This window comes from Acinetobacter sp. BSP-28, assembly GCF_044130285.1.
Classification (GTDB): domain Bacteria; phylum Pseudomonadota; class Gammaproteobacteria; order Pseudomonadales; family Moraxellaceae; genus Acinetobacter.
Genome location: NZ_JBIQOB010000006.1, coordinates 25,937 through 38,398, shown reverse-complemented (window position 1 = coordinate 38,398; position 12,462 = coordinate 25,937). Strand labels below are relative to the sequence as shown.

Annotated in this window: 14 protein-coding genes; 6 read left to right on the top strand and 8 right to left on the bottom strand. The window is 45.1% G+C overall.

The window, feature by feature from the left end; translation table 11 throughout:
- Position 1: 1 nt before the first annotated feature.
- Complete coding sequence (lptF, locus tag ACE01R_RS05865) at positions 2-1,102, bottom strand: LPS export ABC transporter permease LptF (protein ID WP_395549561.1); 1,101 nt, start codon at positions 1,100-1,102, stop codon at positions 2-4.
- A gap of 167 nt (positions 1,103-1,269) precedes the next feature.
- Between lptF and ACE01R_RS05860 the strand changes: the two genes are divergently transcribed.
- The 4 genes from ACE01R_RS05860 (at position 1,270) to ACE01R_RS05845 (ending at position 4,141) form a co-directional block, all read left to right on the top strand.
- Positions 1,270-2,718 (top strand): leucyl aminopeptidase, encoded by a 1,449-nt coding sequence (locus ACE01R_RS05860; protein WP_395549559.1) that lies wholly within the window; start codon positions 1,270-1,272, stop codon positions 2,716-2,718.
- The gene (locus ACE01R_RS05855; protein WP_395549558.1) at positions 2,711-3,118 is read left to right on the top strand and encodes a DNA polymerase III subunit chi; all 408 of its coding nucleotides are present in this window, start codon (positions 2,711-2,713) and stop codon (positions 3,116-3,118) included. The genes ACE01R_RS05860 and ACE01R_RS05855 overlap by 8 nt, the downstream gene beginning before the upstream one ends.
- Positions 3,119-3,143: 25 nt before the next feature.
- Complete coding sequence (locus ACE01R_RS05850) at positions 3,144-3,779, top strand: hypothetical protein (RefSeq protein ID WP_395549557.1); 636 nt, start codon at positions 3,144-3,146, stop codon at positions 3,777-3,779.
- A 143-nt stretch (positions 3,780-3,922) separates the two neighbouring features.
- A complete protein-coding gene (locus ACE01R_RS05845; RefSeq protein WP_395549555.1) occupies positions 3,923-4,141 on the top strand; it encodes a hypothetical protein in 219 nt (72 codons plus the stop codon).
- An 85-nt stretch (positions 4,142-4,226) separates the two neighbouring features.
- Here ACE01R_RS05845 and ACE01R_RS05840 read toward each other — a convergent pair whose 3' ends face one another.
- The 7 genes from ACE01R_RS05840 to glnK form a co-directional block, all read right to left on the bottom strand.
- On the bottom strand, positions 4,227-4,772 hold the full coding sequence (locus tag ACE01R_RS05840) for a VTT domain-containing protein (protein WP_395549552.1): 546 nt from the start codon (positions 4,770-4,772) through the stop codon (positions 4,227-4,229).
- Positions 4,773-4,884: 112 nt separating this feature from the next.
- Positions 4,885-5,544 carry a riboflavin synthase gene (locus ACE01R_RS05835; protein ID WP_395549549.1) on the bottom strand — a complete coding sequence of 220 codons (660 nt, stop codon included), beginning with the start codon at positions 5,542-5,544 and terminating at the stop codon, positions 4,885-4,887.
- 27 nt (positions 5,545-5,571) lie between these two features.
- Positions 5,572-6,864, bottom strand: coding sequence for a DNA adenine methylase (locus ACE01R_RS05830; protein ID WP_395549547.1), 1,293 nt, complete (start codon positions 6,862-6,864; stop codon positions 5,572-5,574).
- Complete coding sequence (ribD, locus tag ACE01R_RS05825) at positions 6,861-7,964, bottom strand: bifunctional diaminohydroxyphosphoribosylaminopyrimidine deaminase/5-amino-6-(5-phosphoribosylamino)uracil reductase RibD (protein ID WP_395549546.1); 1,104 nt, start codon at positions 7,962-7,964, stop codon at positions 6,861-6,863. Before ribD ends, ACE01R_RS05830 begins: the two co-directional genes overlap by 4 nt.
- Positions 7,965-8,001: 37 nt before the next feature.
- Complete coding sequence (nrdR, locus tag ACE01R_RS05820; protein ID WP_086174158.1) at positions 8,002-8,460, bottom strand: transcriptional regulator NrdR; 459 nt, start codon at positions 8,458-8,460, stop codon at positions 8,002-8,004.
- A gap of 138 nt (positions 8,461-8,598) precedes the next feature.
- Positions 8,599-9,999: an ammonium transporter gene (locus tag ACE01R_RS05815; RefSeq protein WP_395549545.1), complete on the bottom strand. Its 1,401-nt coding sequence runs from the start codon at positions 9,997-9,999 to the stop codon at positions 8,599-8,601.
- 58 nt (positions 10,000-10,057) lie between these two features.
- Positions 10,058-10,396, bottom strand: a complete 339-nt coding sequence (gene glnK, locus ACE01R_RS05810) for a P-II family nitrogen regulator (protein WP_086174160.1) — start codon at positions 10,394-10,396, stop codon at positions 10,058-10,060.
- Between the two features lie 279 nt (positions 10,397-10,675).
- Here glnK and ACE01R_RS05805 point away from each other — a divergent pair, with 279 nt between their 5' ends.
- Complete coding sequence (locus ACE01R_RS05805) at positions 10,676-10,903, top strand: accessory factor UbiK family protein (RefSeq protein ID WP_395549544.1); 228 nt, start codon at positions 10,676-10,678, stop codon at positions 10,901-10,903.
- Between the two features lie 68 nt (positions 10,904-10,971).
- Positions 10,972-12,459 carry a YifB family Mg chelatase-like AAA ATPase gene (locus tag ACE01R_RS05800; protein WP_395549543.1) on the top strand — a complete coding sequence of 496 codons (1,488 nt, stop codon included), beginning with the start codon at positions 10,972-10,974 and terminating at the stop codon, positions 12,457-12,459.
- The last annotated feature ends 3 nt before the right edge of the window (positions 12,460-12,462 follow it).

The following is a 12,462-nucleotide window of genomic DNA, read 5'->3' as shown; positions in this document are numbered from 1 at the left end:
TTTAAGACCTCACCTGCTGAATTCGTTTCTTGATTTTCGGTGCCAGTTTCTGTTTCCGGGAAAACAGGGCTGCGGCAACACCATATACCAGCAACACCAGAGGATATGCCCAGATACCCATCTCATCTTTACTGACCCGGGTTTTCACTGCCATCAGTGCCACAATCAAACTGGCAAAAATCAGTAAGGCCGGGAACAGTTTTAGATAACGTCCCTGACGCGGACTTACTTCACACAGGGCAATCGCCAGCATTAAAGCTGCAACAATGGAAAACGGTACGAAGATACGCCAGCCCAATTCACTCGCAACCACAGGATCAGTACGGTTGTTCCAGAGTTTTGAAATCGGTAAAGCTTCCACTTCGGCACTTTCAAATTTGGCTTCCTGATCACTTTCTAAACGTAAACGATAGGATTGAAACTCTGCTTGGGTATATTTCGGTGTTCCCGGGAAAATTTCATAACGGCGCCCTTCTACCAAATCCACAATACTGGCTGTTTCATTGGCGACTTCAACACGGGTAGCTTCTTTGGCCAAAATCATGACATCCGGCTTGCCCGGTTTTTGGGCACGCTGATAGAAAAATACATCTTTTAGATTACGGCGGTCTTCCGACAAGTCCCCGGCATAAATGGTATAAGGACCTGAGGAAATAAATTCTTTGGGACGAACCAGATCGAAACCGGTTCTCACCGCCTGCTTGGTGGTCAGTTCTTCAAACTGACGAAGCCCCCAAGGAGACATCCACACCATCAATACCGTTTGCACCGCAAGGAAAACCACCGTCAACGGGATCAGCAAACGTCCCAGCTGGTTACGGCTGATGCCACTGCCATTCATGACTGCCATCTCATGATCGACATACAAACGGCCAAACACCAGCATCAAACCGATAAAGAAACCCAATGGAAGAATTAAGGTTAAGAATTCTGGCAGTCGATAACCAATAATACTAAACAAAATACTGGCATCCAGACGGCCTTGGGCCGCCACACCAAAGTACTTGATCAGTCGACCACCCATCATGATTAAGGTCAATAAGGCGATGACCACCAGGGAGGTAGACAGCACTTGCTTGACCAGATAACGCCGAATAATCAAATTAATTCTTCCAAAAAAAGGGCAAATAAAAACTAGCGCTAGTTTACCCGAATGGTGAAAATATAAAACCTATACTGTTGTTGCGCATTGAAACTCTATTCATAGAAATGTTTCAATGGTTTAATGGTTTAATGGTTTGCAATCTTTCAAAGGCATGAATACAGAACATGAAACTGACAATTAATACGTCATTCCAAGAGAATGCATCTAGCCCATATTTATTGATATTAGTAGATTCAGAACAGCTTCAAAAGGCCTCGACCACTTATCAAATCAATGATTTAAATAGTTTAATCGAAGCAGCCCAATTCAAAGCGAGCCTATGCGAATCTTTAACCCTGATCGGTAAAGTAGCTGCCTGTACCAATACCACGCTGATTGGCCTGGATAAAGCAGCTGAAATTCAGCCGACCAAATTAGCAAAAATCGCACAAAATATTATCAAAGCGTCACAAAAAAAATTCAAACAGATTAGCATTGATATTTCCGCCCTAGCCCCTGAACAGCATTATTTATTTGCACTGGCACTTACTCAGGCAAGTTATGCATTTGATGAATACAAATCCAAGAAAAATGAATTTATCCTTGAAGAAATTCATCTGATTGCCGAAAACAGTACCTTAAACCCGCAACAATTGTCTTTAATTCATGCGGTGCAATCCGGTCAGAATCTGGCTCGTGATTTAGGCAACCGCCCAGGCAATATCTGTTTCCCAGAATATCTGGCTGAACAGGCCCAAGCCTTGGCTGCACAGTATCCGGACTTGCTGAAAGTGACCGTGATTAATGAACAGCAAATGGCGGACTTGGGCATGAACGCCTTCCTTGCCGTGAGCAAAGGTTCAGACCGTCCAGGTCGTGTGATTATCCTTGAATATAAAGCCCATACCGAACAGGCACCTGTCGTACTGGTCGGTAAAGGCGTAACCTTTGATACCGGCGGTATTTCACTCAAACCAGGTCTGGGCATGGATGAAATGAAATTCGACATGTGCGGTGCAGCATCAGTGCTAGGCACCATCCGTGCGCTGTGTGAATCTAAACTTCCGATTCATGTGGTTGGCGCCATTGCTGCTGCTGAAAATATGCCGTCAGGTCATGCCACCCGCCCGGGGGATATCGTGACCACCATGAGCGGTCAAACAGTCGAAATTTTAAACACCGATGCGGAAGGCCGTTTGGTGTTATGTGACACCCTGACTTACATCAAGCGTTTTAATCCTGCACTAGTGATTGATATCGCAACATTGACCGGTGCCTGCGTGGTGGCCTTGGGTTCTGTGTTGTCTGGTTTATTTACGCCGGATGACGAATTGGCTGCTGAAATTACTGCTGCAGGCCAGGCTTCATTTGACCGGGTATGGCGCATGCCGGTGCTTGAAGATTATCAGGAACAGCTGGATTCACCATTTGCAGATATTGCCAATATTGGTGGACCGAAAGCCGGTTCTGTAACGGCTGCTTGTTTCTTGCAACGCTTTACCCGTGAATACCGCTGGGCACATCTAGATGTTGCCGGTACAGCATGGAACTCAGGTACAGCCAAAAGTGCAACCGGTCGTCCTGTGCCATTACTGGTTCAGTTCCTGGCCAATCGTGCGCAGTCAAATGGCTAAAGTCAGCTTTTACCTGTTTGAAAAAAGCAATGAACGGCAAGTGCAAAGCACTTGCCGTTTGTGCCGCAAGATTCTGAAACAGCCGGCACAGATCTGGTTATATTGTGAAAATTCCGACTTGCAACAGCAGCTAGATGAGCAGTTGTGGAGTTTTGATCCCAACAGCTTTATTCCGCATGGCATTGATCAGGAACAGGCCAGCATTTGCATTTCATCCCGCCTGCCCGAACAATCGGACTGGATTGTGTTTAATTTTAACAATCAAGCCCTTGAACAGATTGATAAATTTAGTCACATTATAGAAATCATAGAAAATAATGAATCGGCAAAACAACTGGGTCGTGAAAAATTTAAACAATATCGACGCTTAGGTATTGAGCCGCGAACTTTCAAGCTTTAGCCGATCAATTGAAATAAGGAGAGACGTGGTGGCATTAAATGTCGGTCAAGATTTTAAACAGCGCTGGTTAAACGTACCTGAGGCTGTTCGTCAGGCATTTATTGATGACTTACACCGCGTCTGCAATGTCCTCAAGCCTGAAACCAATATTCACAAGTGGCTGGAAAAAGATAAAGAAGCCCAGCAGCAATCTTATGAAAAGATTGAACGTGCTTATGTTGAACGTAAGGCTCAGCTGATTGAAGAAGCACGTATGCGCAAGCAACGTGCTTTGGAACAGTCGCTGGAAAATAAGCGTGCCGAGCAAGCTGCTTATGCACGGGCATTACAGTTAGATGAAGAGAGACAGTTTGCCGAGCAATTGCATACCCTAGCCTTTATTCGTCAAAATGTAGAGCATGAAACACAGACTTATACCGCACGTTATCACAAGAACCCTGAAGGGACTGCCTTAAACTTTGCCAAAGGCAAGCTGTCGATTCCTGATGATAAAGTCCTCTCGGAACTGGAAAGTGTGCGTTTACGTCTGGAACTGGAAGCTGAAACGCTGATTGAGCAAGCGGTAACGGTATTTCGTGCCAAGCTCCACCAAGCCAGTCAGGAAGAAATCGAGTACATTTTGAAAAACTCTAATTTTTCAACAGAGCCTCCAAAACCCTGATTTCTGAAGTAATTAATCCAACCTATTTTTTATTGTCATATGAATGACATGTTTATGTCACAAAATAGTCATATCTTTAAATCAATCCATTTAAAGATATTGCTATTTTAATACTTAAACATGGTTTTATTCAGGAAGAAAAAATGGATATCTTGAAGCAAATTTCTACTCAGATTGCTGCACTTGATGCTGGGGAACAATGGCATGTATCTGCTCAAGATTTATTGATTAGCCATGCTGACTTCCGCTCAGTTTCAATTTATATTTCCCGTGAAGCTGAAAAAGGACAATTTTCTGTTTCTACACCTGTTGCATTAAGTTCGTGGGTGGGAAGTACAGCGGTCACGATTACCAAACATTGAAATAGCGCAAGCAAAAAAGTCCATTTCGGTGGACTTTTTATTGATTTCATCATTTGAAAGGATGCTGAAATCTAAAACCTTAAAATTAAAACAGATCTACGGCGAGTCCCAGCATATTGCCTGCCCCATAACCGATCCCTAATAATAAGCCGATCCAGATCAAACCGCCGGCCACGTTATACAGCATAAAGCTCAAGATATTCATATGCCCTGCACCTGCAGCAAAGGGGGCAAATGAACGTACAAAAGGTACAAAGCGGGCCACCAGAATGGTTTTACCACCATGCTTGGTAAAATAATGGTTAGTTTTCACAATATAGGCCGGTTTTAAGAACCTTGAATGTTCATGGAAAAACTTAAATCCCAAGAGCCGCCCGGTATAATAATTGACGATATAGCCCAGTACTGCAGCACTAAACAGTAACAACCCCATCGTGTTTAAATGGATCACATCTGAGGTTGAGCAAAGCGCCCCTATCGCGATCAGCAGACTGTCCCCCGGCAAGAAGAACATAAACACTGAACCGGTTTCTGCAAAAATGATCAGAAACAAAATGGCATAGATCCACAGACCATACTGATCCAGTAAAGTCGGTAACCATTGTTCGATATGCATTATAAAATCAAGCATTTATCGACACTCTTTGCCATCTTGATATGTGCATCACAGATTAAAAACCATCACTAATAAATAAAAAAACAGCCTAACTTTTCAATCAGACTGTTCTCTATTCTAGGGATTTTTACTTCAAGAAGCCATTTTCTGCCAAAAATGCCATACTCAATTTTGATTGTTCTTTGACTTCAGCAGCTTTATCACCCAGCATCAAACGCTCGATATAACGCGCCAACACATCCACTTCCAGATTCACTTTCGCCCCGGTTTTCCAGGTGCCAATATTGGTACGTTCAGCGGTATGCGGAATCAGATTCAGGCTGATAATATTGCCGCGTAAATGGTTAATGGTCAGGCTGATGCCATCTACAGTGACCGATCCTTTTTCTGCCAGATATTTGGCAATTTCAGCCGGAGCCGTCACCTCATAATAAATGGAACGTGCATCTTCACGGACCAGCGTGATTTCACCCACTGCATCGACATGACCACTGACAATATGTCCACCAAAACGGGTGGTTGGCAACATGGCTTTTTCCACATTGACCGGTTGCCCCACTTTCCAAGTGCCTAAGGTGGTACGGTTTAAACTTTCCCGTGAAACGTCAGCGGCATACCAGTTGTCGCCCCATTCAATCACAGTCAGACAGATCCCATTAGTGGCAATCGAATCACCCAAATGAACATCAGACATGTCGAGGTTGGTACCAATACGCAAACGCACATCACCGCCCACGCTTTGCAAGCTTTCCACTTTACCTAGACTTTCAATAATGCCTGTAAACATAACTTTTTCTCTAATGCTGTCGTTGTTTTACCACAATGCCAGTTGCGTACTTACACCGGTCGTATCCACACCACCCAGTTCAGCAAAATGATACAGCTGACCCAAAAGTTGACGCAGTGGCGGACCCGATTTGGCATGGGTATCGGTAATCACAATAAACTCTAACACACGTGCACGTTCTGACTGACGCTGCTTGCTGACACGATAACGTGGTACATCTTGCGTCAACAAAGTTACACGACCACGTTTTAAATTGGCCTGCAGCAAATCACCCGCTTCAATATTACCATCGGTCGAATAACTGGTCAGAATATAACGTGCATTAATGGTTGCCAATAATTTTTCATAGGCTTCTTTGGCATGCTTGGAAGAGTTGTACTGGCTTGGACGCTCTTTACGCCATGCACGGTCAATCCCGCTCTTGAAACCTTTGGTGTCCGGGCTAGGCAAATCGACCTGATCCCATAGCGTCAAGGCATTCAATACATGATAGTTACTGCTATAGGCATGCTGGTTATAAGGTGGGTCCAGATAAGCAATATCGACCTCAAAATTACTCATCTGATTGGCCAGATGCTGCGCATCGACACACCACATTTCCGCAGCCGGTTTTTTCGGATCGCCGATTTCACAGAAACGGCTTGGTGTCAGCCAGAGCAACGATTCAATCCGTTCCAATGCTGTTTGGGTTTTACCGCCCCAGCCATGATGGAAGCTTTTAAATACCCCGGAGGTATTGCTGACAAAACTGGCGGAATACAGCAAGGGCGCCAGCAAGGCACTCATTTCGACATCATCAATCGCCCCTTGCGCCTGCCAGGTGGCAATCTGCTGGCGGATGGCATCAATACGCATGCCATTACGGCGCTTGAAGAACAGACGGTCGCGAGTCGGATCATAAATTTCGTCATTGCGCGGACACAGGTTATGCGTCACCCAGCCTTTGACTTCAGGCAAGCGGTTCAGATAATCAATGGCTTTTTGATAACCACCCAGCTCTTTAAAAGCCGGTGCTTCCACGCAGGATAAAATCGCGCTGTTTAACGCATGGCTATACGGTTCCCAGTCATTGGCAATCACACGATAACCGTTTTGCCGCGCCAGACGTGAAACCACACCAGATCCGGCAAAAAAGTCAGCAAAAATCGGCGCACGGCCATTATTTGTATTTAATGTTCCCGTACTCTCAAGCGCTTCCAAAATCAGATGCAATAAACGACGCTTATTGCCTAAGTATGGAACAAGCTGGTTAAAAAGGTATTCATCTGTGGTACGTGCTGAATGACGACGTTTATGATAAACCGAAGACTCTGAATTCATACTGTCTCTTGAGAAGGGATTAACCTTAAGCGCACATCATTCCCGACTTGGGTCAGGTCTATGAGCTTAAATCGAAGTTGCTCTGCCATACGGTCAAATTCCGCATTAAACATCGCACGAGCTGTTTGACCTAAAAAGGTCGGTGCAACATAGCTAATCATTTCATCCACCAGCTGTGCCTGTAAAAAGGCCGTGGATAATGTTGCCCCTGCTTCCACCAGCACATCATAAATTTGATATTGGGTAGATAAGGTCTGTAGCAAGTCTTTTAAAGGTTGTACTGACAATTGTAGCACGCCCAAATCGGCCAGTTCCTGACGAAACGACCCCATCACCATGACTGTTTCAGGCTGCTGCAGTATTTTTGCAGTCAGAGGTAAGCGTCCCTGACGGTCCAGTACCAGACGTTTGGGCTGAACGATGGTGGCGATGTCTGCAACACCATTCAGCTGACGTACGTTCAGCTGGCAATCATCGGCAAGTACTGTTTCAATGCCAGTGATGACCACACCTGAAATCGCGCGCCAGTGCTGGACATCCTGACGGGCCTCGCTTCCGGTAATCCATTTCGATTCACCCGAGGCCATAGCGGTCCGGCCATCCAGACTGGACGCCACTTTTAAACGTACATAAGGCATGCCGCTGGCCATGGCTTTTAAAAAGCCCTGATTCAGCTGATGTGCTTCTGCCTGACAAATGCCGACTTCAACCGCAATACCGGCATCTTTTAAAATCTGTACCCCTTTGCCAGCCACCAAAGGATTTGGATCTGGACAGGCCACAATAACTTTCGCAACCCCTGCTTCGACCAGACCTTTGGCACACGGCGGAGTACGCCCATAATGTGCACAAGGCTCCAAAGTCACATAAGCTGTTGCGCCTTTGGCTTGCTCACCAGCCTGACGCACGGCAAATACTTCGGCATGCGGTTGTCCTGCTTGAGGATGAAAGCCCTCACCGACCAATTGACCATCTTTAACGATGACACAGCCGACATTAGGATTAGGTTTGGTTGAATATTGTCCAAGTCGTGCCAATTCAATTGCACGTTGCATCCAGACCTGATCTGGCTGAATGGAATCTTGTTTTAACTCGGACATTGCATGGCTCTTGGAAAATATAATCTTAGTGTTCGATTTAGTGTTCGCGCTGTTGCATCTGTTCAATTTGACGACGGAAGGCTTCAACATCCTGGAAATCTTGATAGACCGAAGCAAAACGGACATAAGCAACATGATCCAGGGCAAATAAAGCCTGCATGACAATTTCACCAATGGTCCGGGATTTTACATCTCGCTCACCTAAACGGCGAATTTGCAACTGTATATCGCTGAGTACCGTTTCAATCTGCTCTTGGGTCACCGGACGTTTTTGCAAGGCATGCATCAGGGAACGACGCATTTTTGCTTCGTCAAACGGTTCACTCTTGCCATCAGATTTAATCACCCGGGGCATCACCACTTCATAGGTTTCAAAGGTGGTAAAACGTTCTCCGCAGCTGATACATTCACGACGTCGACGAATCTGACAACCTTCGGCAGCCAAACGCGAATCGATCACTTTACTATCTGCAGCGTTGCAAAATGGACAATGCATAGCGGTTTAATTGAACAAATCAAATCGGATTTAGAGTGTAGCAAAAATTCTGCCCTTTGTAGAGGCTTACGCAAGATATGGAAAAAAAACAGCCCTGCCGGGCTGTTTCACACAATATATTGATTATCGGTTTTTATATTATTCTACACGTTCGCCATGTTGACTCAGGTCAAGACCCATACGTTCGTCATCATTGCCAACACGGATACCCATCACCAGATCAATCACTTTCAGAATGATGAAGGTCAATACTGCAGAGTAAGCGATGGTTGCCAGTACACCTTCAAGTTGTACCCATAATTGATGCATCATATCTGTTGGCACTTTATCGCCCATGATGAATTCACTGGCGAATACAGCAGTTAAGATCGCGCCGACAATACCACCTACACCATGTAGACCAAAGGCATCCAAAGAGTCATCCGCTTTCAGTGCACGTTTAAGCGCTGTAATACCCCAGAAGCAGACTACACCACCGATCAAGCCCATGGCTAAAGCACCGCCTACAGTTACGAAACCTGCTGCCGGTGTAATAACGACCAGACCTGCAACGGCACCAGAAGCACCGCCCAATACAGAAGCTTTACCACGAATCACTTTTTCAGTAATTAACCAGGAGATTGCAGCAGCAGCGGCAGCAACTTGAGTCACCACAAGTGCATAACCTGCTGAACCATTTGCACCGAGTGCAGAACCGCCATTGAAACCGAACCAGCCTACCCAAACCAGGCTTGCACCCACTACAGTTAAAGTCAGGTTATGCGGCGCCATAGATTCACGGCCCAAGCCCATACGTTTACCCAGCATGTATGCAGCAACCAAACCTGCTACACCCGAGTTAATATGAACCACCGTACCACCAGCAAAATCAAGCGCGCCATCATTGGCTAACCAGCCGCCACCCCATACCCAGTGGGTAATTGGCGCGTAAACAATCACGCTCCAAAGTGTAATGAATGCAACGAAAGCCCCAAATTTCATACGTTCTGCAATCGAACCTGTAATAATGGCTACAGTAATGATGGCAAAGGTCATTTGGAAAATCACAAATAGAATTTCTGGAATTGTTCCGGTTAAGGCATCTGTGGTAATTCCAGAAAGCATGATTTTGTCTAGATTACCAATGAAAGCATTGCCGCTACCGAAGGCCAGGCTATAACCAATCACGACCCAGGTAATACTGACAATGGCTGCCGCAACAAAGCTATGTGCCATAGTGCCCAGTACGTTTTTCTTACGAACCATACCGCCGTAGAATAATGCAAGTCCTGGAATGGTCATCAATAAAACCAGTGCGGTAGACACTAAAATCCATGACGTGTCACCTGTATCTAATTTTGGTTCTTCTTCTGCAGGTGCTGCTGTTTGTTCAGCTGGAGCAGGCGCCGCAGCTAATTCAGAATTTGTGGTTTCAGTAGTTTCAGTGACTACTACATTTTCAGAAGGAGTGGATGCTGCTGTTAGCGCTTCTTCAGCCCATGCAACAGAACCACCTAAAAGTGCGCCAGATAAACTCAGCGCAATAAGCATTTTTTTCATTCGTATCCCCCAACCTAGTTTTGTGAGTTATTAGCTACTCAGCAAACTTCATGCCAAATTAAACAGCATCTGCACCTGTTTCACCGGTACGGATACGGATGACTTGTTCTAAATTAGTAACGAAAATTTTACCGTCACCAATTTTACCTGTGCTTGCCACACGCGTAATCGATTCAATAACTGAATCCACCATTTCGTCGCTAATCGCGATTTCAATTTTTACTTTAGGCAAAAAATCAACAACATATTCTGCGCCACGGTAAAGTTCAGTATGACCTTTTTGACGACCAAAGCCTTTGACTTCAGTTACGGTGATCCCTTGAACACCAATGTCCGAGAGTGCTTCACGCACGTCATCTAATTTAAAGGGTTTTACAATTGCAGTTACGAGCTTCATGTTTGTTTTCCTTCGGCTTCTTTCACCAGTAAGGTTTTATGTTCAAATTTCATGCCAAAAATTCTAAGGTTGGGGGAAATAGAAACTTTGACACGAGTTTTCTTTATAACCTATTTTATACTTCTACATGTAGTCTGAGAGCTAAAAAGTAGACTTTTTTATTATAAAATTAACGATTTTACACATCGGATAAAACTATATCCGGTCGTGTGGGGCTATGGTCCGGGTAGGAGCAATGTTACACTAGCACCACTTCTCCATCCTTATATGGACACTGCAATGATTGAAACCTTATTACAAGCCATAATGGAACAACTCGATCAACCGAAAAAAGATGTTGAACATAATTTACGGGCCTTACTGAATGAAGCAGTCAGTAAGATGGATCTGGTTTCCAAAGATGAAATTGAACGCCAACGTACTGCATTAAATAATGCCAACCTACGTTTAAATGAACTGCTTAAACAAGTCGAAGCCTTAGAAATTAAAATCAAGAACAATAAATAAGCACTTTTTTAGTGCAAAAAAAGACCAAAAACGATTAAAAATAACGCACTATAATGGAACAATAATAAATGTCTTTTGCGAAAATTTACACTCGAGGTCTGCTTGGACTTCATGCACCTTTAATTGAGGTCGAAGTTCATGTCAGTCAGGGCTTGCCTTCTTTAACCATTGTCGGGCTACCTGAAGCTGCGGTACGCGAAAGTAAGGACCGGGTCCGTTCTGCCATTATCAATAGTGGTTTTCAATTTCCCACCAAACGTCTCACCATCAATTTAGCACCCGCAGATTTGCCCAAAGATGGCTCGCGCCTGGATTTGCCTATTGCCTTGGGAATTCTCATTGCTTCGGGGCAATTGCCTGAAAATGTGACAGATCATCTGGAGTTTATTGGTGAATTGGCTCTTGATGGTCAACTTCGTCCCATCAGCGGTATTTTAAGCATTGCTATTGCCTGCCAGCAGTCTGGACATCAACTGATCTTGCCTGAACAAAATGCCCAAGAGGCCTCGCAACTGCCAAATTTTGAAGTATTTGCTGCCCATCATCTCAAAGATGTCTGTGAACATTTGTCCAAGCAACACCCACTTCAGCAATATCAGGCACCTATCAGCAATCAAATCAATCAATACAAATTTGATTTAGCCGATGTCAAAGGCCAATTGCGCCCGCGGCGTGCTTTGGAAATTGCCGCAGCCGGTGGCCATTCTTTATTATTTAAAGGCCCGCCCGGTACTGGAAAAACCCTGTTAGCCTCAAGATTAGCCAGTATCTTGCCGCCTTTAGACATGCAAGAAAATTTAGAAGTGGCCAGTATTTATTCGGTTGCCAATAGTTCGAATCCCTTTGGGCAGCGTCCTTTCCGTGCACCGCATCATACCGCTTCCGCGATTGCCTTGGTGGGTGGGGGCTCACATCCCAAACCAGGGGAAATTACCCTGGCCCATTTGGGCGTACTGTTTTTAGATGAGCTGCCCGAATTTGATCGCAAAGTCTTGGAAGTGTTAAGACAACCGCTGGAATCGAAAGAAATTGTCATTTCTCGGGCCTCCAGACAAATTACCTTTCCGGCAAACTTTCAACTGATTGCCGCAATGAATCCCTGCCCATGTGGTTATGCTTTTAATCAGGATATTCGCTGCCAATGTTCTAGCGATGCGATTAAGCGTTACCAGAACCGGATTTCAGGTCCACTACTGGATCGGATTGACCTGCATATTGATGTGCCTCCTTTGCAAGCCCATGAATTGCAAGATACCTCCCCGGTCGAAAATTCACGGACAGTGCGGGAACGGGTAATTCAGGCCTATGAACAGCAGATACAACGGCAGCAATGCCTGAATCATGCTTTAACGCCGCAACAGCTTGAGCAGTTTGCCTCTCTTGATGCACAGGCACAAAAAATTATGGAAATGGCACAGCAACGCTTAAACCTGTCTGCCCGCGCTTATCATCGGGTATTACGTGTCGCGCGAAGCATTGCCGATTTATCGCAACATGCCGACATTCAAAGCCAGCATGTCACTGAAGCTTTGTCCTATCGGGCACAACAGGGCTAATCC

Coding starts and splice junctions, on each gene's coding strand:
- ACE01R_RS05860 (WP_395549559.1), top strand. CDS start 1,270: ATGAAACTGACAATTAATACGTCATTCCAAGAGAATGCATCTAGCCCA.
- ACE01R_RS05855 (WP_395549558.1), top strand. CDS start 2,711: ATGGCTAAAGTCAGCTTTTACCTGTTTGAAAAAAGCAATGAACGGCAA.
- ACE01R_RS05845 (WP_395549555.1), top strand. CDS start 3,923: ATGGATATCTTGAAGCAAATTTCTACTCAGATTGCTGCACTTGATGCT.
- ACE01R_RS05840 (WP_395549552.1), bottom strand. CDS start 4,772: ATGCTTGATTTTATAATGCATATCGAACAATGGTTACCGACTTTACTG.
- ACE01R_RS05835 (WP_395549549.1), bottom strand. CDS start 5,544: ATGTTTACAGGCATTATTGAAAGTCTAGGTAAAGTGGAAAGCTTGCAA.
- ACE01R_RS05830 (WP_395549547.1), bottom strand. CDS start 6,864: ATGAATTCAGAGTCTTCGGTTTATCATAAACGTCGTCATTCAGCACGT.
- ribD (WP_395549546.1), bottom strand. CDS start 7,964: ATGTCCGAGTTAAAACAAGATTCCATTCAGCCAGATCAGGTCTGGATG.
- nrdR (WP_086174158.1), bottom strand. CDS start 8,460: ATGCATTGTCCATTTTGCAACGCTGCAGATAGTAAAGTGATCGATTCG.
- ACE01R_RS05815 (WP_395549545.1), bottom strand. CDS start 9,999: ATGAAAAAAATGCTTATTGCGCTGAGTTTATCTGGCGCACTTTTAGGT.
- glnK (WP_086174160.1), bottom strand. CDS start 10,396: ATGAAGCTCGTAACTGCAATTGTAAAACCCTTTAAATTAGATGACGTG.
- ACE01R_RS05805 (WP_395549544.1), top strand. CDS start 10,676: ATGATTGAAACCTTATTACAAGCCATAATGGAACAACTCGATCAACCG.
- ACE01R_RS05800 (WP_395549543.1), top strand. CDS start 10,972: ATGTCTTTTGCGAAAATTTACACTCGAGGTCTGCTTGGACTTCATGCA.